The sequence below is a fragment of the Nonomuraea sp. NPDC050540 genome (genome assembly GCF_044457485.1).
Taxonomy (GTDB): domain Bacteria; phylum Actinomycetota; class Actinomycetes; order Streptosporangiales; family Streptosporangiaceae; genus Nonomuraea.
The window spans coordinates 138,162-154,743 of the sequence record NZ_JBITHA010000004.1 but is presented as its reverse complement, the minus strand read 5'-3'; the positions used below and the strand labels follow the sequence as shown (position 1 = coordinate 154,743).

Here is a 16,582-nt window from a genome sequence, read left to right as displayed (position 1 = left end):
CCAGAGTAACCAGCTCAGCGGCGTGCCATCTGTGGTTCTATCTCCGGGCCGAGTCCGAGTCTGGCCGCGCGCACCGCCTCCTCCTCTTCCGGGGCCAGCGGCGTCTGACCCTTTCCGCCCACGACCGGCCGCACGTACGTGCGTGTCTCCGAGCGGCCGTTGATCGAGGTGAGGACGATGCCGTCGCCCAGGCCGTTGATCATCGCGATCGAGAACGACAGCCTCCCCGTCATCTCCTCAAGGGCGTCGTAGCGGTAGACCGCGACGTCGCGAATGGCCTTGAGGTCGCCGCCCATGGTGCTGACGGTGGACTGCCTGGCCAGCATCTGCTGGCAGTCCTGCACGGCCAGCCTGGCCTGCTTGAGGGCGACGTAGCCGATGACGACGCCGCTGACGCCCGCGAGGACGCCGATCATGACCCATACGGTAACGAGCACACCACACAGGGTAATCAGTCAGCCAAGATCCCGCGGCGTTTGGGCAACCAGGCCGCCAGGAGCCAGACGAGGGCGATCGCGCCCAGCCCGTACCCGTTCTGCACGATCTTGCCCAGGACCGGGCTGACGACAGGGATTTCCAGCGCCTTGAGCGAGACGCCCCACCAGGGGACCGGGACGACGTAGTACAGCCAGACCCCGGCGGCCACCCACAGCCTGACCCGGTCGCGCCCGTCGCCGACGATCGCGCCCAGCACGACGACGACCCAGGCCAGGTGGTGGATCCAGGCGACCGGCGACAGCAGCACCGCCATCAGGCCGGTGAGGGCGACCGCGGTGACCATGTCCTTCGCCTGGTACGCCCGGTAGGCCCCGCGGAAGCCGTACCAGCCGATGAAGGCGATGACCGCCACCCAGATCGCGGACGTCAGCAGGTCGGGCAGGTACAGCCGGATGAGCATGCCGCGCACGGACTGGTTGGTGGTGGCGGCGTTGGAGCCCAGGCGTTCGGGGTCGAGCAGCGCGGAGAACCAGAACGCGGCCGCGTCCTGCGGGATGACGGCGAAGGGCAGCACCGTGAGCAGCGCGGCGACGAAGCAGGCCATCCAGAACGTACGCCACTGCCGGGTGACCAGCAGGTAGATCAGGAAGACGCCGGGCGTGAGCTTGACCGCGGTGGCCAGGCCGATGAGGAAGCCGCGCGGCCACTTCGGCCGGACCGCCAGCAGGTCGGCCACGCACAACGCGACCAGCAGGATGTCCACCTGCCCGAAGCGCACCTGGTCGCGGATGGGCATCAGGTACGTGCAGCAGACCATGGCCAGCGCGAACAGCAGCGGCTTCTTGTCGGCCCGCGCCTGCTTGAAGGAGAACCAGACCGTGACGGCGAGGGCGGCGAAGACGCCGATCGTCCACACCCACTGGGCGGTGGTCCACGACATCATCGCCAGCGGTACCGCCAGCAACGCCGCCACCGGCGGGTAGGTGAACGGCAGCAGTTGCGGCGCGGGCGTGAAGAACTCGTAGACCGGCCGCCCCTCCCGGATCATCTCGCCACCGGTGCGGTAGACGTCGAGGTCGACCAGCCGCTGGTCGTCGGGGTTGGTCAGCCAGTACTCGACCAGCGGCCACGCCGCCAGCGCGACGGCCGCCGCCGCCAGCAACCACGTCCACCACTGCCGCTTGCCACCTGTCACGGTCTGGCACGTTACCGTGGCTCCAGTCGATCGAGGACGCACACTGCGGGGGTTGCGCTCATGGCACGTCGGTTCCTGGCGGCTCTGGTGCTGGGCGCCGTCCTGGCGGGCGTCCTCGGCGCCGGTACGGCTTCCGCCGCCCCCCGAGGCCGGGTCGTGCTGCTGGGAGTGCCCGGTCTGGAATGGGGCGATCTCCACCCGTCACGCACCCCCAACCTGTGGAAACTGGTGGCCGAGGGCGGCTCGGCCTCGATGTCGACCCGTGCCGTGCCACCGCCGGACCGGGGCGTCACCTGTCCGGTCGCCGGCTGGCTGACGGTCTCGGCCGGGCAGCGCTCCGGCACCGCGGGCAGGGGCTGCGCCCCGGTGCCCAGGCCGGAGCCGGACGGCGCGGGCGCCCGGGTCCCCGGGTGGGAGTCGCTGGCCGCCTACCAGTCCGGCACCGGGTACAACGCGGTGCTCGGGACGCTGGGCCAGCTCGTGGCCGACTCGGGCGGCGCCGTGGGGGCCGTGGGTCCGGGTGCGGCGCTGGCCGCCGCCGACAAGAGCGGCCGGATCTCGAAATATGCGGACAACGTGGAGGGGCTGGGTGATCTGACCGGCTACGCCCTGGTCGTCTTCGAGGCCGACGCGCTCGCCGCCGCCTGGGCCCGCATGCCCCAGGACGAGGCCGGGGTGCCCGCGGGGCTCCCCGCCGAGCAGCGCGCGGCCGCCGCGGCCGAGGCCGACAAGAGGGTCGGCGCGCTGATGGCCCGGGTTCCCGAGGGGAGCACGGTCCTGGTGGGCGGCATCTCCGACACCTCATCCGCTGCCCATCTCCACGTGTCCATGGCGGCCGGGCCTTCTCCCGGCGGCCCGCCGTACCGTCGTGGCTTCCTCACCGCGGCCTCGACGCGGCAGGACGCGCTCGTTACCATCACCGACCTGACCGCCACCGCGATCGGCGCGCTGGGGCTCGAGTCGCCCCGCGCGGTCGTCGGGCGGGCCTGGAGCGACGGCGGTGACGCCCCCGCGACCACCGAGGAGACCGTCACCCAGCTGGCCGACGCCGATCTGGCCAGCCAGGTGCTGCGTGAGGTGCGTGGGCCGTTCTTCGCCGTGTTCGTCGTGGTGCAGTTGCTCTTCTACCTGTTCGCTGCCCTCGCCCTGCGCCGTCGTCGCGCCCAGCCCGCCTCGCCGCGGGACGGCGAGGCCGCGGCGTCGCGGCTGCTCGTGGTCGTTCAGGTGGTGTCGGTGCTGGCCGGTTCCATCGCGGTGGCGACGTTCCTGGCCCAGCTCGTGCCCTGGTGGAGCCTGCCCGCGCCGATGGCGGCGCTGATCGTCACGATCGTGGCGGCGGCCGGGCTGATCACCGGGCTGGCCTTCGCGGGGCCGTGGCGGGCGGCGGTGCCGGGGCCGCTCGCGGTGGTGGCGGGCGTGACGTCGCTCGCCCTGCTCATCGACGTGATGACCGGCTCCAAGCTGCAGGTCAACGCGGTCAGCGGCTACGAGCCGGTCACCGGCGGCCGCTTCTACGGGTTCAGCAACATCGCCTTCGCGATCCAGTCCACCGGCACGATCCTGGCGCTGGCGGGTGTCGCCTGGCTCCTCAGGGCGCGTACCTGGCTGGCTTTGGGGGTGTGCGCGGCGTATGGGATGTTCGCGGTGTTCGCGGATGGCTGGCCGGCGTGGGGGGCGGACTTCGGCGGCGTGCCGGCGTTCGTGATCGGGCTGGCGGTCTTCCTGATCCTGCTGTCGGGTCGCCGGGTCTCGGTGGGCAAGCTGCTGGTCGTGGGGCTCGCGGGGGCGTTGCTGATCGGTTCGATCATGGTCTTCGACTTCATGCGGCCGGCGGCGCAGCGTACCCATCTGGGGAACTTCGTCCAGCAGATCCTGGACGGGCAGGCCTGGACGGTGGTCGGCAGGAAGTTCGGCGCGATGATCGGCGTGACCGTCGGCAACTGGTCGCTGACGCTGCTGTCGCTGGTGGCGCTGGCCTTCCTGTTCCTGGTGCTGAACCGGCCCTCTCGATGGGGCGCCTCCGCGCTCGGCCAGGCCTACAAGCTGGCGCCGCCGTTGCGTGCGGGCTTGTTCGGCGCGCTGACCTGCGCTTTCGTCGGCTTCTTGATCAACGACTCGGGCATCGCGATCCCGGCCATGGCGCTCACCGTGGCGGTGCCGCTGGCCGTGGCCGCGTCCGTGCGCGCGCTGCAGCTGTCCACGCCCATCCCGCCAGAGCCAGCGTCAGAGCCAGCAGCGCCCACGGCGCCACCTGCTGCCTGACGACGGTCCGCAGCCACTCCAGGTCGGCGGGCTGCATCTCTACCCGGGCAGGCAGGTACGCCAGCGACAGGATCACCAGGTGCCCCGCCAGGAACCGGTCCACCAGCGAGGCCCCCGCCATCGCCACCATCGCGAAGGCCAGCCCGTCGTACCAGGGCAGGATGTACGGCGTGGCGAACACGTAGGCCACCGACAGCACCGCCGCCACGGCCGGGGCGTCCCTGCCGGGCAGCGCCCGGAACAGCGCCCACGCCACCAGCGCCAGCACGAGCAGCGACGCCACCTGGATCTCGCCCCGGTACGCGCTGCCCTCCCCCACCACGGCCTGCAACATCCCCTGGAACGTCTTCCAGTAGGAGGCGTGCGAGATCGCCTTGCTGGTCCTGGTCACCGGTTCGAGCGCGGCGAGCCCGGCCAGCGCGTACCCGGCCACCACGACGGCCACCGCAACCCCCGCCATCACGGCCAGCCGTCCGGGCCGCCGCCGCAGCTCCCATGCGGGGCCGAGCGCCACGATCCCGGCGTTGAGCTTGACCGCCACCCCGAGGCCCAGGAGCAGTCCCGAGCTCGCGGGCCTCGACCTGGCCAGCAGGGCGGCGACCATGCAGGCGATGGCCAGCGTGTCCACGTGCATGCCGGCGACGAGCTGGTAGAGCAGCAGCGGGTTGGCCGTCCACAACAGCGCGGCCCGCAAGCGGCGGGCGGGGTCGTCGCGGGTGAAGCGGTCGAGCAGCAGCCCGGTGGCGATGAACGCGGCGGCGTTGACGAGCGCGAGCACCAGGACGGTCAGCCACAGCGAGCCGCCGCCCACCCAGCCGGCCAGCGCCTGGACGACGGTCGCGACCGGCCCGTAGACGCTGGCCTCCTCACGCCACGGCTCCTCGACGGCCCCGGCGATCGGGTCGCCGGGAAGGTCGGCCGCGCCGTGGGTGTAGGGGTCGACGCCGAGCGCCACCATGCGGCCGTAGGCGGCGTAGTTGAGGTGGTCGGCCGAACCCGAGGGCGGGAGGAAGGCCAGCACGGCGGCGGCCGTACATCCGAGGACGACCAGGAGCCTGGGGGGCAGGCGCGAGCCGTACGCGAGCCCGCCGAGCAGGCCGAGACCGCCCAGCACGATCGCCGCGGCGGCCAGCCCGATCACGAGGTGGGGGCCTGGATCCAGGCCGAGCGAGGGCCCGCCCAGATCGGGGACGACCGCCGACGGCCCGAGCAGCCCGATGACGATCGTGAGCAGGACGCTCGCCGCGGTGCACAAGGACGCGCTCAAGGCCCTGCTCTCGGAAGTCACCCGCAGATTCCAGCACACCTGACGAAAGTCGGGGGACACCGCTGCCGATCGGGCGGTCCGCCGGGGGTGGTGGGATTTCTACGGTTTCCTCATGCGAACTCCGATGGTGATCACCGCCCTGACCGGCGCTTTCCTTCTTTCCGCGATGGGTACGGCGACCGCCGACGACACCCTCGGCATCGACTCCTATGTCCGCGACTACGTCGAGCGGACCGGCCTGCCCGGGGCCATGGTCGCCGTCACCAAGGGCGACAAGGTCGTCCTCACCGCCGGCTACGGCCACACCGCCGACGGCGACGCGATCACGAAGGACACCCCGATGCCGCTGGCCTCGGTCTCCAAGTCGTTCACCGCCCTGGCGGTCACCAAGCTGGCCGAGGAGGGCAAGGTGAAGCTCGACGCCCCGGTCAGGCAGTACCTGCCGGAGTTCACGATGGCCGACCCGCGCGCGGCGAAGATCACCGTCAGGCAGCTGCTCAACCAGACCTCCGGCATGTCCGACCACAGCTTCCCCGAGCTCACGCTCGACGCCCCCGCGACGCTGAAGGACGCGGTGGCCATGCTGCGCACCGCCGGGTTGAGCGCGGAGCCGGGCGCCAGGATGTACTACCACAATCCCAACTACTCGCTCCTGGGCCGCCTGGTCGAGGTCGTCGCGCGGCGGCCCTTCGCCGAGCACATGGCCGCCGGCGTCTTCCGCCCACTCGGCATGAACGCCACGAAGACGGTCGACTCCAGCCTCGAACTGCCCGGCGCAGCCAAGGGCTACGTCCGCGCCTACGGCCGGACAGTGCCGCGCTCGCACCCCGAATGGTTCGTCAACGGCGGCTACGGCGTGGTCTCCACCGCCGGCGACATGGCCAGGTGGCTCATCGCCCAGAACGGCGACCGGCCCGCGATCAAGGCCACCCACCAGGGCTCCGGCGTCGGCGAGAGCACGTACGCCATGGGCTGGTACACCGGCCGCACCCCCGGCGGCGCGCCCATGCTCAAGCACACCGGCTGGCTGCTCACCCACAACGCCGCGAAGGTCCTCCTGCCCGGCAGCGGGTACGGCATCGCCGTGGTCACCAACACCGGCATGATGTCGGGCGACGACGCCGCGATCATCGCCGACGGCCTGATCGACCTCGCGGAAGGCCGCCCCGACCAGCGGCTCACCCCCTTCACCAGCTCCGCCGACCCGATCCTGGCCGGAATGACCCTGCTCACGCTGGCCCTGGGCGCGCTGGGCGTCTACCGCGCCCGCACCTGGGCTCGCCGCCGCTCCGGGCGTGCGACCTGGCGTCTGGTGGTACGGCTGGCGCCGTACGCGCTGCCGGTGGCGCTGTTCGCCGGGCTGACCGAGCTCTTCGGCCTGCTGATGAACCGCTCCGGCACCCTCGCCCAGATCTCCTACGTCTGGCCCGCCCTGTTCGTCTGGACGGCCACGGCCGCGCTGACCGCCCTGGCCGTGACCGGAACCCGGATCTTCCACACGGTCCGCGCCCGCCGCCGGACGGTGACGTTCACCGGCTAGTCGCGGGGAATGGCCTCGATGCGGGCCATGTGCTCCTCCCCCCAGTCCCCGAGCGGGATGAGCGCGGCGAGGAGGGAGGAGCCGAACGCGGTCAGCGAGTACTCGACCTTGGGCGGGATCTGGTGATAGTCCTCACGGAGCACCAGGCCCGCCTTCTCCATTTCCCGCAGCTGCAGGGTGAGGATGCGCTCGCTGATCCCGGGCACCTCCCGCCTGACCTCGCCGAACCTGCGCGGGCCGTCGTACAGGCCCCACAGGATCAGCACCTTCCACTTGCCGCCCATCACGTCCATGGCGGCGTCGAGACCGCAGGTGTAGCGCGCCTTCTTCACGAACAAAATAGTAGGTACTTGATGAAATGTTCGCTAGCCCGGAGCATGGCGAGCATGAGAACACCAGTAACGATCATCGGCCTGGGCGCCATCGGCAGCGCTCTGGCCAAGGCATATGTCGCCGCAGGGCACCCGACGACCGTATGGAACCGCTCTGCCGGCAGGCCGACGCCCGAAGGGGCGGTGCGGGCGGCGAGCGTCGAGGAGGCCGTGGCGGCGAGCGAGCTGGTCATCGCGATCCTGACCACCTTCGACGCCGCCCGGGAAGCGCTGGAACCGGCGGCGGGCCAACTGTCCGGGCGTACCTTGGTCACCCTGAACACCGGAACCCCGGCGGGCGCGCGCGAGACCGCGGCGTGGGCGGCGGGGCACGGCGTGGACTTCCTGGCGGGCGCGATCAAGAACGTGCCCTCGGCGGTCGGGTTGCCGGACACCTTGCTGTACTACAGCGGCGACCGGGCGGTCTTCGACCGCTACGCGCCGACGTTGCGGGTCATGGGCGGCGACACCGTGCACCTGGGTGAGGAGCCGGATCTGACCGGATTGTACGAGCTGGCCGTGGGCGGCACGCTGCTGCCGACCATCGTCGCCTTCCTCCAGGGCGCGGCGCTGGTCACCGCGCGCGGGCTGGAGGCGAGCTCACTGGTGCGCTACGAGACGAAGTGGCTGGAGATGATCATCCAGCTGCTGCCGTCCCTGGCCGAGGCCGTGGACAAGGGCGACTACGCCAACCCGGAGTCGGCGCTCGGCCTCTTCCACGAGGGCATCTCGCATGACCACGAGATCGGCAGGGAGGGCAACCTGGACGTCGCCTGGCACGAGCCCATGCACGACCTGCTCAGGCGGGCCGTGGCGGAAGGACGCGCCGACCAGAGCATCGCCTCTCTGGTCGAGCTCCTCCGCAAGCAGCCGTAACGGACCGTCCTGGCGGCCCAAACCGCCGAGACGCGTCCGCAACACCCTCAATTGAGGGCCGGAACCGCGTTAACGGGCGGGCCGCTTGCCGAGCGCGCTGCGCACCGCCGGCTCCCTGACCGCCAGGGCCAGCGCCACGTCCCGCAACTGCTTCGCGCGGTGCACCTGGGCGCGCCAGTCGTTGCCCGTGGCCCGGTGAGCCATCTCGACCTCGACCTCGGCCACCCGGTAGCCCTTGCGCACCAGGTCGATCGTCAGCCCGGTCTCCACGCCGAAGCCGTGGGCCAGCGGCCTGGCCGCCTCGAACGCCGCCCTGGTCAGGCAGCGCTGGCCGTTGAGCGGCTGCGTCGCCTCGAACCCGCCGGTGGCCCGCCGGATGCCGTCGCGGGACAGGCGGACGACCATGCCGTGGCCGCCCAGCCGTACCCGGGTGGCGAAGACCGCGATCGACATGTCCGCCTTGCCCGCGCGTACCGGCTCGATCAGGGCGGCCGCCGTACGCGCGGACTCGCCCAGATCGGCGTCCAGGAACAGCAGGTGCCGCGGCGTGTCGCCGTCGAGCAGACGGACCGCTTCCGAGCCCGTCTCCATGGCGGCGGCCTTGCCGCGGTTGCGGCTGTGGCGCACCACCCTGGCGCCCGCCGCCCGCGCCACCCGGCCGGTCTGGTCGAGCGAGCCGTCGTCGACGACCACGACGAGATCGACCCCGGGCAGTTCCAGGGCCGCCCGTACGGTCGCGCCGATGCGGTCGGCCTCGTTCTTGGCCGGGATGACGACCGCCGTGTCCGGCGTCATGACCCCTCGGAGATCAGAAACTCCTCGGGCACCTCATCGTGCACGGTGAACACCGAATCGAGTCCCGTGACCTGAAGGATCTTGCGCACCGCGGGGCGCGGGGCGGCCACGTCGAGCTCACCCCCCTGCTCCTTCATGCGTTTGAGTGCTGACAGCAGCACGTTCATCCCCGTGGAGTCGCAGAACTCCACCAGGGACATGTCGATGACCACGCGATTGGGCCCGTCCTGCAGGAGGCGAGTGAACTCCTGCTGCAGGCGGGGCGCCGTATAGAGGTCGATTTCACCGGCGATCGCAACTAGTGCATGGCCGGCATGTGATCGAGTCGAGACCTTGAGCTCCACATGGGCAGGCTAGCGGGGTGGAGGCGTCTGGTCACGTTCTCACGCCGATAGTGGAACGCCAGGTTTTTGTCCCGCGTTTGGGCTCCATGAAAACGGAGAGTACGCGAAGCTTGACACTGTGACACCGGCAAGTGCCGGAAAGGGGGGTTGCACGGGCCCTCCTGGTCAATACCATCGCATCACGGAAGCCAGGGGCCCGAGCGTACACATGACCACAGAGCATTCCGAAGATCCCCAGCGCCAGCGCCTGCGCGAACAGCTGGAGGCCATCCACATCCGCACCGAGAAGGCCACCTCGTGGCACGACGAAGCAGGGCGCCTGCGGGGGCTGCTCAACAACGACGGGTACGTCCCCGTCCGCACCAGGCTGGCCGGCGAGGACCTCGACTTCCTCGGCGACGCCAGGGACACCCTGCTGACCTTCGCCGAGCTCGGCCTGCGCCTGCTCGACCTGCACCAGCCTCGTGACGCCGGGGGGATCACGAGCGACACGGCCCATCCGATCCTGCGGTGCCGGAGCTGCATGTGGCGCTGGCCCTGCCCCACGTTTCGGGCAATGTCCGAATCTTTCGGGACGCCTCGCGTGCCTTCACCCGCCTAGGGGCACGGTCCTCGCGGGTGGCGCGCCTCGCGCTCGGGCTCCCCTCAGTGGGGGGCCAAGCCCCCCACGACCTCCGGCCGGGGGTCGGCCGGGGACCTGCCGACCCAGGTTCTTGGCAGCTGCGGGGCGCTCTGGAGATCGGAAGGCCGTCTCCCGGGACGCCGAGCCGTTGCGGTTGAGGGCGACCGGTGCACGCGACCGCTAGTGATCCTGGGGGAAGGGCACGCGGGCCTGGCCGCAGAGGTAGGTGCGGTCGGCCAGGAGTTCGGGGGTGACGCGGATGCCGGTGAGGCGTTCGGCCAGGGCGAAGGAGGCGGCGATGAGCGGGAAGGTGAAGTCGGTGTCCTCCACCGAGGCGTCGTCGCGCAGGTCGTAACCGATCTCCACCATGTCGTCGAGCAGGGCGTCCGGGGTGCTGCCGCGCCGGTCGTTGGCGTACAGCGGGTCGAAGTCGAGGCGGACGTCGCCGTCCTCGGCCCAGAAGAACCGGTAGCGCCCGTTCCCGCCCTCGTAGTGGGAGACGACTCGGGTGCCGATCGACACCGGGATCATCGCCTCCGCGGTGATGCCGAGGTGGCCGTTGCTCTCGTAGGCGAGCGTCCAGTTCTCGCCGGGAACGGCCGCGGCGCCGATGAAGAGAGACTCACCGGCGCTTCGGAGGTCGTAGCTGACGTCGTGGAAGTCCGCGTCCAGGCGCATGGGCCGGGGGCGGGTCTCCGCGTGCACCCGTGCCATGAACTCCTCGGGCGTGAGCCCGCGTACGAGTGTCAGGCAGTAGGGGTCGTCGAGGGTGCCACTGTCGGCCCAGGCGTAGTCGGTCGTGGTCGGCATGGCTGCGGTCATCTGAAGATCTTAGAAACGGTTCGGCCGTGCGCGGTGCAGGATCGCGCCATAGTCTGCCGAGGTGGACCTCTTCTCACGTTCTTGGACGGCATTGCGTACGGCGGTAGCCGAACTCCCCGACGAGGACTTCGCGAAGCCGTCGGGGTGTTCCGGCTGGCTGGTAAGGGATCTGGCCTGCCACCTCGTCATCGACGCCCAGGATGTTCTGATCACCCTCGTGACCCCGGCCGAGACGGAACCGACCCGCGACGCGGTGACCTACTGGGAGGTCACCGGCACGCCTCCGACCGGCGACGAGCCGCTCGACGCGCTGACCGTGCGGCTGGCGGCCGCCTATGGGGAGCCGTGGATGCTCAAGTTCCACCTTGACGACGTCGGCTCGGCTGCCGGACGCGCCGCCGTACTGGCTGATCCTGGGGCTTGGGTCGGCACCAAGGACATCGTGCTGACGGCGGGCGACTACCTGTCCGCGTACGTCATCGAGTGGACGCTGCATCATCTCGACCTGATCGCGTACCTGCCGGGCGTGGCCGGGCCGCCCGCGGAGGGGCTGGCCCGGTCTCGCGAGATGCTGGAGAAGATCGCCGGGGCCGCGTTCCCGGAGTCGTTCTCCGACGAGGACGCGCTGCTGGTCGGCACCGGACGGCGTGCCCCCACCGAAGCGGAACGGGCGGAGCTGGGCGATCTGGCGTCGAAGCTCCCGTTCGTCCTCGGTTGAGCGTCAGTTCCAGTTGTCGATCTTGACGTCGTGCGGATCCGGGGCGCCTGTTCCCGTTTCGACCAGAGACTTTAGGCTCATCAGGGAAACCGCCCACTTGGTGCTGCAGTGGTGCATGAACTCCACCGGCTCCGCCCAGCCCTCATGCCTGAACAGGATGATGGTCTGGTCGTCGGCCCGATCGAGGTCCCAGACCACGTGCGTGCCGATCCACTCCTTGGGCCCCTCGACGACCTCCCACAGCACGCGCTTGTCCGGCTGCAGTTCGAGAACCTTCATGTCGAACCCGCCCGCCCCGAACCGGAACGCGATCACGCCGTCGCCCCCGTCCTTTGTGTCGGTCGTCCACCAGCCGGCGAGTCCGCCGATGGTGGTCAGGGCCGCGTAGACCTCGGAGGCCGGTGCCTTGATGCCCACTCGATGAAGGATGTCCACCATGTCGTGCTCCTCTCACTGTTCGTCTCTGTTGCGCTGAATCGCCTCGGCGATCCGCTTGATGCGCTGCAGCCGCGCGTCCCACGCCGCGCCCACCGCGGACAACTGGGCGACCGCGCGCGCGAGTTGCGCCTCGTCCACCTGGTACCGCCTCTCCCGCCCGTACGGCGCCGCGTGCACCAGGCCGACGCGATCGAGCACACCGAGATGTTTGGCGATGGCCTGCCGGGTCACGGGCAGCCGCTCGCTGAGGCTGGTGGCGGTGCCGTTGCCGTCGGCCAGAAGCAGGTCGAGGATCCGCCGTCGGGTCGGATCGCCGACCGCTGACCACAGATCGTCGTCGACGGCGGCACTCACGGAGCCGACACCAGCCGCCCGATGTACTCCCCGAGCCGGGGCACGAAGGTGTCCCAGCCGGTGACGTGATCGCTGTAGACCTCCTCCAGCTTGGCCGCCTCCCAGCCCATCTCCCGGAACCCGCTCTCGGTGAGCCGGATCCGCGTACCGTCGCCGGACGGGGTGAGCTCGAAGGTGACCAGCAGCGAGCCGGCGGAGTCGTCGACCTTGCCGCCGGGATGGCACCAGCGGAACGAGAACAGCCGCGGCGGTTCGGCGCTGACCACGGTGAACGGAACGACATTCACCCGATCACCCCAGACCAGTTCGCCTATGGCGCCGGGGGTGGATCGTTCGATGGAGGCGTCGTCGCTCCACCACTGCGAGATGTGCTCCGGGCGGCTGACGACCTCGTAGACCACCTCGGGCGAGGCCTCGACGTGGATCTCCCGCTCGATGCTCCCGTACTCCATGGCTCTTCTCCACTTCGCTACATGCAACGTTTGGTTGCACATCACGCTAGCGCGAGATCCACCCACGCGCAACCATCAGTTGCGCTTCTGGAGGCCATGTTGAAATAGAACTGAAATGTAACCGGATCCCGAGTAAATGTAACTAAGACCTGGTTACATTTGCTTGTGAGTCAGCATCTGCAGGATCTGGTGGCGAGACTCCGCGCTTCCAGAGGCGACTATGACGATGTTGAGGTCAAGTCGGCAGCGGGAGGACTCCCGCAGTCGCTCACCTCTACGCTGAGCGCGCTCGCGAACCATCCAGGCGGCGGCACGATCATCCTTGGCCTCGATGAGGCCACTGGCTTCAGGCCGGTGCGCCTTTCAGATCCGCAGGCTCTCAAACAGGGTCTCGCACACAAGGCGCGCTCCTTCTCTCCTCCTGTCCAGCTCACGATCAGCGACGCGGAGGTGGATGGGGCACCGGTCATCGTTGCCAGGGTGCACGAATGTGATCCGTCCGCCAAGCCGTGTCGGGTCACGGCCTCGGGCACGGCATACCTGCGGGGGTATGACGGGGACTTTCCCTTGTCGGATCTGGAAGAGCAGGCGTTTCTGGCCGCTCGGAAGCCACCGCTCTTCGACCGGCGGGTCGTGGCGGGCGCCACCCGTGAAGACCTGGACGGTGACCTGGTCGCGGCGTTCCTCCGTTCGGTTCGCGAACGGGATTCTCATGGCCTGGGCCGCTTCACCGATGATGCTGAACTGCTCCGCCGTGCCGGAGTGACGGCCCCCGACGGCACCCCGACCGTGGCAGGGCTGCTGGCTCTGGGTGCGCACCCGCAGGAATGGTTTCCGCGCTTCGTCATCCAGGCCTCCGCGGAACCGCTGCCCAGCGATCCCGAAGAATCGCGGGCCCGGAACCAGATGACGATCACCGGTGCCATTCCCCGGATGCTCGAAGAGGCTCTGGCCTGGGCCCGCCGAACCTTCGACACGAGCGTCGTTTCAGCGCCGGATGGGACTGTGCGCGATCAGCCGTCCTATCCCTACATAGCCTTTCGCGAGATCATCGCGAACGCTCTGCTCCATCGTGACCTCGATCACTGGTCGGCGGGCATGGCGGTGGAGGTTCGGCTGCGCAGCGATCGGTTGATCGTCTCCAATCCAGGCGGGTTGTACGGCATCACGGTCGAGCGGCTCGGCCGTGACGCGGTGACCTCCGCGCGCAACGCACGACTCGTCGCGATCTGCCAGCACGCCCGCACGCCTGACGCCGGCGCGCGAGTCGTCGAGGCATTGGCGTCGGGCATACCGATCGTGGCCGGCGCCCTGGCGGACGCAGGGCTCCCGCCCGCGCGTTACCTCGACGCCGCCATCAGGTTCACGGTCGTCCTGCAACAGCCGACAGCCCCTGTCGCTCGCCCGGGAAATCGCCTGAACGACACAGAGCTACGCGTATACGACGCCTTGGCGGCAGGCCCACACAGTGTCGCCGACCTCAAGCAGGAGCTGAAGCTTTCCGCGGCCAACATCCGAAAGGCGCTACGCGAGCTGCGATCGAGAGGGCTCGTCGAGCAACTGGGCGGAAGGGGTCAACCAACCGTCTACCAGAACGTCGCGGAGTAGGGCGACCTCGAAACGATCATCCGCATGATTGGGAAGCCATATGACCCCTTCGTGATGATCGCCGGTCGGGTCTGTGGTCTCCGGCGCCGTGCCCGGCCGGCCGAGGGGGTCCGGGGGCGGGGCCCCGGCAGGGGGTCGTGGGGGGCTTGGCCCCCCGCTGAGAGGAGCCCGAGCGCGGAGCGCGCCACCCGGCGAGGACCTCGCCGTCAGGTGGGCGCCAGAGGCAGGCGGATTTCGAAGCGGCAGCCGGCCCCCTCGTTCACCACGTCGATCATCCCGTCGTGTGCCTCCACGATGCCCTGGGCGATGGCCAGCCCCAGGCCCGCCCCGCCATCCGAAGAAGGCGTGCGGGCGGACTCGCCGCGGAAGGCCACGTCGAAGACCCGGGCGAGGTCCGCCGCCGGGATTCCGCCGCACGCGTCGGAGACGGCCAGGTAGGCGCTGCCGTCCGACACGCCGGAGGTGAGCGTCACGGTCCCGTCCGAGGGCGTGTGGCGGATGGCGTTGACGACCAGGTTGGCCAGTGCCCGTCCCAGCGCCCCCGCGTCGGCCTCCACCGGCGCCGGGGCGGCGTCCGCTGCCAGCCGTACCCCTTTGGCCGCCGCCACGGCCTCGACTCCGGCCAGCGTGTCGGCCACGAGGTCGGCCAGCCCGATCCGGCCACGGCTCAGCCGCAGCGCCCCGGCATGGATCCTGGACAGCTCGAACAGGTCGTCCACCATCACCGACAGCCGTTCGACCTCGTGCCGGATCCGGGTGACGTAGCGCAGGTCGGTGACGACGCCGTCCTCGAGCGCCTCGGCCATCGCGCGCATGCCGGCGAGCGGGGTACGCAGGTCGTGGCTGACCCAGGCGACGAGTTCGCGCCGCGCGCCTTCCAGGGCCTGCTCGCGCGCGTACGCCTCCTCCAGCGTGTTGGCGATCGTCTGCAGCTCCGACGGCAGGCCCTGCGGGGCGACGAACGGCGCCGAGCGCACGGCCTCGACCAGCCGCCTGCTCTCCCGCACGACCCGCCGGGCCACCACGTACGCCACGCCGAGCCCGACCAGCGCCCCCACGCCCACGACCGCGAGCACCACGTCCCTGGCCCGGCCTTCGATGACCATGTCGACGGTGATCGCGGCCACGCCCGCCAGCGTCGCCGCGACGGCCGCGACCACGACGACCGCCAGCATGGCGCCGATCGAGCGGGCGCGCCGCCAGCGCAGCACGCCGATGCCGGCCGCGGCCACCAGCAGGCCGAGCGCGGCGGCGACGATGATGGACAGGGCGGTCATGGCAACGGTTCGTACCGGTATCCCACGCCCCAGACGGTGACGATGCGCTGGGGCGCCGTCGGGTCAGGTTCGATCTTCTCGCGCAGCCGCCGTACGTGCACGGTCACCGTGGAGGAGTCGCCGAACGACCAGCCCCACACCTGGTCGAGCAGCTGGGCGCGGCTGAAGGCCTGCCTCGGGTTACGCATGAGGTAGGCGAGCAGGTCGAACTCGCGGGCGGTCAGCATGATCTCGGCGTCGCCGAGCCGTACCTCATGGGCGCCGACGTCCACCGCGAGGTCGGCGTCGCGCAGGACGCCGGTCCCCGCGGTGCCCGTCGCGCCACGGGCGCGGCGCAGCACGGAGCGCACGCGCAGGGCCAGCTCGCGCGGGCTGAACGGTTTGGTCACGTAGTCGTCGGCGCCGGTCTCCAGGCCGACCACCCGGTCGATCTCCTCGCCGAGCGCGGTCAGCATGATCACCGGGACCGGCCAGCGCTCCCTGAGTTTCCTGCACACCTGGAGCCCGTCGACCTTGGGCAGCATCAGGTCCAGGACCATGAGGTCGGGCGGCCTGGCGAGGGCCCGGCGCAGCGCCTCGGCCCCGTCGCCGACGCATTCGACCTGGTGACCGTCGCGCTCCAGGTATCGGGCGACGACCTCGGCCACCGTGGGGTCGTCGTCGACCACCAGGATGCGGGTGTTCACCTCTTCACGGTACGGCCCCGCGGCACGCAACCGATATGGACGTCACCGAGCCGTAAGGACGCCGAAGGACGTACCTTGGTCACATGGGTCGCATTGTCGCGCTGGTGCTTGGCACGCTGGCCGCTGCTTTCGTGCTGTTCAACTTCGTCCTCCCGATGGTCGCCGTGCTGTTCAAGGTGGCTCTGATCATCGGTGTCATCGCTCTGGTCGTGTTCATCGCGGTCAGGGTGATCAGCGGGTCGCCCTCCCGGTGACCCTTCTGTTCGATCCCGCCTGGCTGGTGGCGCTGGCCACGCTGGCGAGCGTCGGCATCCTGCTGCTGGCCGCGTGGGCCGCCAGGCTGCTGCCCGCGCGTGACGGCGCCGCGCCGAGCTTTCCGCTGCGCTACGCGCGCCGGATCGCGCTCGTACGGCAGCGCGATCCCGACGCCGCCGGCCGGGCCAGACCGAGAGCGCCATCACCGAGTCCCGCTTCACGTTAAGCGGGGCTCGTATCCAGGCGAGCCCTCATCTCCCCC

At 70.4% G+C, this 16,582-nt stretch carries 20 protein-coding genes; 8 read left to right on the top strand and 12 right to left on the bottom strand.

Features of this window, described 5'->3' with window-relative positions; all coding sequences use genetic code 11:
* Positions 1 to 14: 14 nt before the first annotated feature.
* Positions 15 to 416, bottom strand: coding sequence for a DUF4446 family protein (locus ACIBI5_RS15265; RefSeq protein WP_221339935.1), 402 nt, complete (start codon positions 414 to 416; stop codon positions 15 to 17).
* Between the two features lie 35 nt (positions 417 to 451).
* Entirely contained in the window at positions 452 to 1,633 is a 1,182-nt protein-coding gene (locus tag ACIBI5_RS15260; protein WP_397247094.1) for a glycosyltransferase 87 family protein, read from the bottom strand.
* Between the two features lie 60 nt (positions 1,634 to 1,693).
* Between ACIBI5_RS15260 and ACIBI5_RS15255 the strand changes: the two genes are divergently transcribed.
* Positions 1,694 to 3,895, top strand: coding sequence for a hypothetical protein (locus ACIBI5_RS15255; protein ID WP_397247092.1), 2,202 nt, complete (start codon positions 1,694 to 1,696; stop codon positions 3,893 to 3,895).
* Here ACIBI5_RS15255 and ACIBI5_RS15250 read toward each other — a convergent pair.
* Positions 3,777 to 5,162, bottom strand: a complete 1,386-nt coding sequence (locus ACIBI5_RS15250) for a glycosyltransferase 87 family protein (protein WP_397247091.1) — start codon at positions 5,160 to 5,162, stop codon at positions 3,777 to 3,779. The genes ACIBI5_RS15255 and ACIBI5_RS15250 overlap by 119 nt on opposite strands.
* A 112-nt stretch (positions 5,163 to 5,274) precedes the next feature.
* Between ACIBI5_RS15250 and ACIBI5_RS15245 the strand changes: the two genes are divergently transcribed.
* On the top strand, positions 5,275 to 6,702 hold the full coding sequence (locus tag ACIBI5_RS15245) for a serine hydrolase domain-containing protein (protein WP_397247089.1): 1,428 nt from the start codon (positions 5,275 to 5,277) through the stop codon (positions 6,700 to 6,702).
* Here the strand turns inward: ACIBI5_RS15245 and ACIBI5_RS15240 are convergent.
* Positions 6,699 to 7,034 carry a winged helix-turn-helix transcriptional regulator gene (locus tag ACIBI5_RS15240; RefSeq protein WP_397247087.1) on the bottom strand — a complete coding sequence of 112 codons (336 nt, stop codon included), beginning with the start codon at positions 7,032 to 7,034 and terminating at the stop codon, positions 6,699 to 6,701. The genes ACIBI5_RS15245 and ACIBI5_RS15240 overlap by 4 nt on opposite strands.
* A 54-nt stretch (positions 7,035 to 7,088) precedes the next feature.
* Between ACIBI5_RS15240 and ACIBI5_RS15235 the strand changes: the two genes are divergently transcribed.
* Positions 7,089 to 7,949 carry an NAD(P)-dependent oxidoreductase gene (locus tag ACIBI5_RS15235; protein WP_397247086.1) on the top strand — a complete coding sequence of 287 codons (861 nt, stop codon included), beginning with the start codon at positions 7,089 to 7,091 and terminating at the stop codon, positions 7,947 to 7,949.
* 69 nt (positions 7,950 to 8,018) lie between these two features.
* Here the strand turns inward: ACIBI5_RS15235 and ACIBI5_RS15230 are convergent, their stop codons facing one another.
* Together ACIBI5_RS15230 and ACIBI5_RS15225 are read right to left on the bottom strand one after the other, a co-directional pair.
* A complete protein-coding gene (locus tag ACIBI5_RS15230; RefSeq protein ID WP_184959004.1) occupies positions 8,019 to 8,744 on the bottom strand; it encodes a glycosyltransferase in 726 nt (241 codons plus the stop codon).
* Positions 8,741 to 9,088, bottom strand: a complete 348-nt coding sequence (locus tag ACIBI5_RS15225) for an STAS domain-containing protein (protein ID WP_184959005.1) — start codon at positions 9,086 to 9,088, stop codon at positions 8,741 to 8,743. Before ACIBI5_RS15225 ends, ACIBI5_RS15230 begins: the two co-directional genes overlap by 4 nt.
* Before the next feature lie 208 nt (positions 9,089 to 9,296).
* Between ACIBI5_RS15225 and ACIBI5_RS15220 the strand changes: the two genes are divergently transcribed.
* Positions 9,297 to 9,689 carry a hypothetical protein gene (locus ACIBI5_RS15220; RefSeq protein ID WP_379615634.1) on the top strand — a complete coding sequence of 131 codons (393 nt, stop codon included), beginning with the start codon at positions 9,297 to 9,299 and terminating at the stop codon, positions 9,687 to 9,689.
* 201 nt (positions 9,690 to 9,890) lie between these two features.
* On the opposite strand, the gene ACIBI5_RS15215 is transcribed toward ACIBI5_RS15220, so the two are convergent.
* Positions 9,891 to 10,532, bottom strand: a complete 642-nt coding sequence (locus ACIBI5_RS15215) for a DUF6461 domain-containing protein (RefSeq protein WP_397247084.1) — start codon at positions 10,530 to 10,532, stop codon at positions 9,891 to 9,893.
* 61 nt (positions 10,533 to 10,593) lie between these two features.
* Here ACIBI5_RS15215 and ACIBI5_RS15210 point away from each other — a divergent pair, with 61 nt between their 5' ends.
* Positions 10,594 to 11,250 (top strand): maleylpyruvate isomerase N-terminal domain-containing protein, encoded by a 657-nt coding sequence (locus tag ACIBI5_RS15210; RefSeq protein WP_397247082.1) that lies wholly within the window; start codon positions 10,594 to 10,596, stop codon positions 11,248 to 11,250.
* Between the two features lie 3 nt (positions 11,251 to 11,253).
* Here the strand turns inward: ACIBI5_RS15210 and ACIBI5_RS15205 are convergent, their stop codons facing one another.
* Genes ACIBI5_RS15205 through ACIBI5_RS15195 form a run of 3 tightly spaced genes read right to left on the bottom strand, consistent with a single transcriptional unit; the run spans position 11,254 to position 12,494 of the window.
* On the bottom strand, positions 11,254 to 11,688 hold the full coding sequence (locus ACIBI5_RS15205) for an SRPBCC domain-containing protein (protein ID WP_397247080.1): 435 nt from the start codon (positions 11,686 to 11,688) through the stop codon (positions 11,254 to 11,256).
* Between the two features lie 12 nt (positions 11,689 to 11,700).
* Positions 11,701 to 12,042, bottom strand: coding sequence for an ArsR/SmtB family transcription factor (locus ACIBI5_RS15200; RefSeq protein WP_397247079.1), 342 nt, complete (start codon positions 12,040 to 12,042; stop codon positions 11,701 to 11,703).
* Positions 12,039 to 12,494, bottom strand: a complete 456-nt coding sequence (locus tag ACIBI5_RS15195; protein ID WP_397247077.1) for an SRPBCC family protein — start codon at positions 12,492 to 12,494, stop codon at positions 12,039 to 12,041. The genes ACIBI5_RS15200 and ACIBI5_RS15195 overlap by 4 nt, the downstream gene beginning before the upstream one ends.
* A 165-nt stretch (positions 12,495 to 12,659) precedes the next feature.
* On the opposite strand from ACIBI5_RS15195, the gene ACIBI5_RS15190 reads away from it, so the two are divergent.
* Positions 12,660 to 14,102 (top strand): ATP-binding protein, encoded by a 1,443-nt coding sequence (locus ACIBI5_RS15190; RefSeq protein WP_397247076.1) that lies wholly within the window; start codon positions 12,660 to 12,662, stop codon positions 14,100 to 14,102.
* Between the two features lie 206 nt (positions 14,103 to 14,308).
* Here the strand turns inward: ACIBI5_RS15190 and ACIBI5_RS15185 are convergent, their stop codons facing one another.
* Positions 14,309 to 15,379 (bottom strand): sensor histidine kinase, encoded by a 1,071-nt coding sequence (locus ACIBI5_RS15185; protein ID WP_397247074.1) that lies wholly within the window; start codon positions 15,377 to 15,379, stop codon positions 14,309 to 14,311.
* On the bottom strand, positions 15,376 to 16,065 hold the full coding sequence (locus ACIBI5_RS15180; RefSeq protein WP_379615650.1) for a response regulator transcription factor: 690 nt from the start codon (positions 16,063 to 16,065) through the stop codon (positions 15,376 to 15,378). Before ACIBI5_RS15180 ends, ACIBI5_RS15185 begins: the two co-directional genes overlap by 4 nt.
* Before the next feature lie 83 nt (positions 16,066 to 16,148).
* Between ACIBI5_RS15180 and ACIBI5_RS15175 the strand changes: the two genes are divergently transcribed.
* Entirely contained in the window at positions 16,149 to 16,319 is a 171-nt protein-coding gene (locus tag ACIBI5_RS15175; RefSeq protein WP_379615652.1) for a hypothetical protein, read from the top strand.
* Positions 16,316 to 16,546, top strand: a complete 231-nt coding sequence (locus ACIBI5_RS15170) for a DUF6412 domain-containing protein (protein ID WP_397247072.1) — start codon at positions 16,316 to 16,318, stop codon at positions 16,544 to 16,546. The genes ACIBI5_RS15175 and ACIBI5_RS15170 overlap by 4 nt, the downstream gene beginning before the upstream one ends.
* Positions 16,547 to 16,582: the final 36 nt, after the last annotated feature.

Excerpts from the sequence above, each read along its gene's own strand:
- ACIBI5_RS15265 (WP_221339935.1), bottom strand. The coding sequence starts at position 416 with ATGATCGGCGTCCTCGCGGGCGTCAGCGGCGTCGTCATCGGCTACGTC.
- ACIBI5_RS15255 (WP_397247092.1), top strand. The coding sequence starts at position 1,694 with ATGGCACGTCGGTTCCTGGCGGCTCTGGTGCTGGGCGCCGTCCTGGCG.
- ACIBI5_RS15245 (WP_397247089.1), top strand. The coding sequence starts at position 5,275 with ATGCGAACTCCGATGGTGATCACCGCCCTGACCGGCGCTTTCCTTCTT.
- ACIBI5_RS15235 (WP_397247086.1), top strand. The coding sequence starts at position 7,089 with ATGAGAACACCAGTAACGATCATCGGCCTGGGCGCCATCGGCAGCGCT.
- ACIBI5_RS15230 (WP_184959004.1), bottom strand. The coding sequence starts at position 8,744 with ATGACGCCGGACACGGCGGTCGTCATCCCGGCCAAGAACGAGGCCGAC.
- ACIBI5_RS15220 (WP_379615634.1), top strand. The coding sequence starts at position 9,297 with ATGACCACAGAGCATTCCGAAGATCCCCAGCGCCAGCGCCTGCGCGAA.
- ACIBI5_RS15215 (WP_397247084.1), bottom strand. The coding sequence starts at position 10,532 with ATGACCGCAGCCATGCCGACCACGACCGACTACGCCTGGGCCGACAGT.
- ACIBI5_RS15205 (WP_397247080.1), bottom strand. The coding sequence starts at position 11,688 with ATGGTGGACATCCTTCATCGAGTGGGCATCAAGGCACCGGCCTCCGAG.
- ACIBI5_RS15195 (WP_397247077.1), bottom strand. The coding sequence starts at position 12,494 with ATGGAGTACGGGAGCATCGAGCGGGAGATCCACGTCGAGGCCTCGCCC.
- ACIBI5_RS15185 (WP_397247074.1), bottom strand. The coding sequence starts at position 15,379 with ATGACCGCCCTGTCCATCATCGTCGCCGCCGCGCTCGGCCTGCTGGTG.
- ACIBI5_RS15175 (WP_379615652.1), top strand. The coding sequence starts at position 16,149 with ATGGGTCGCATTGTCGCGCTGGTGCTTGGCACGCTGGCCGCTGCTTTC.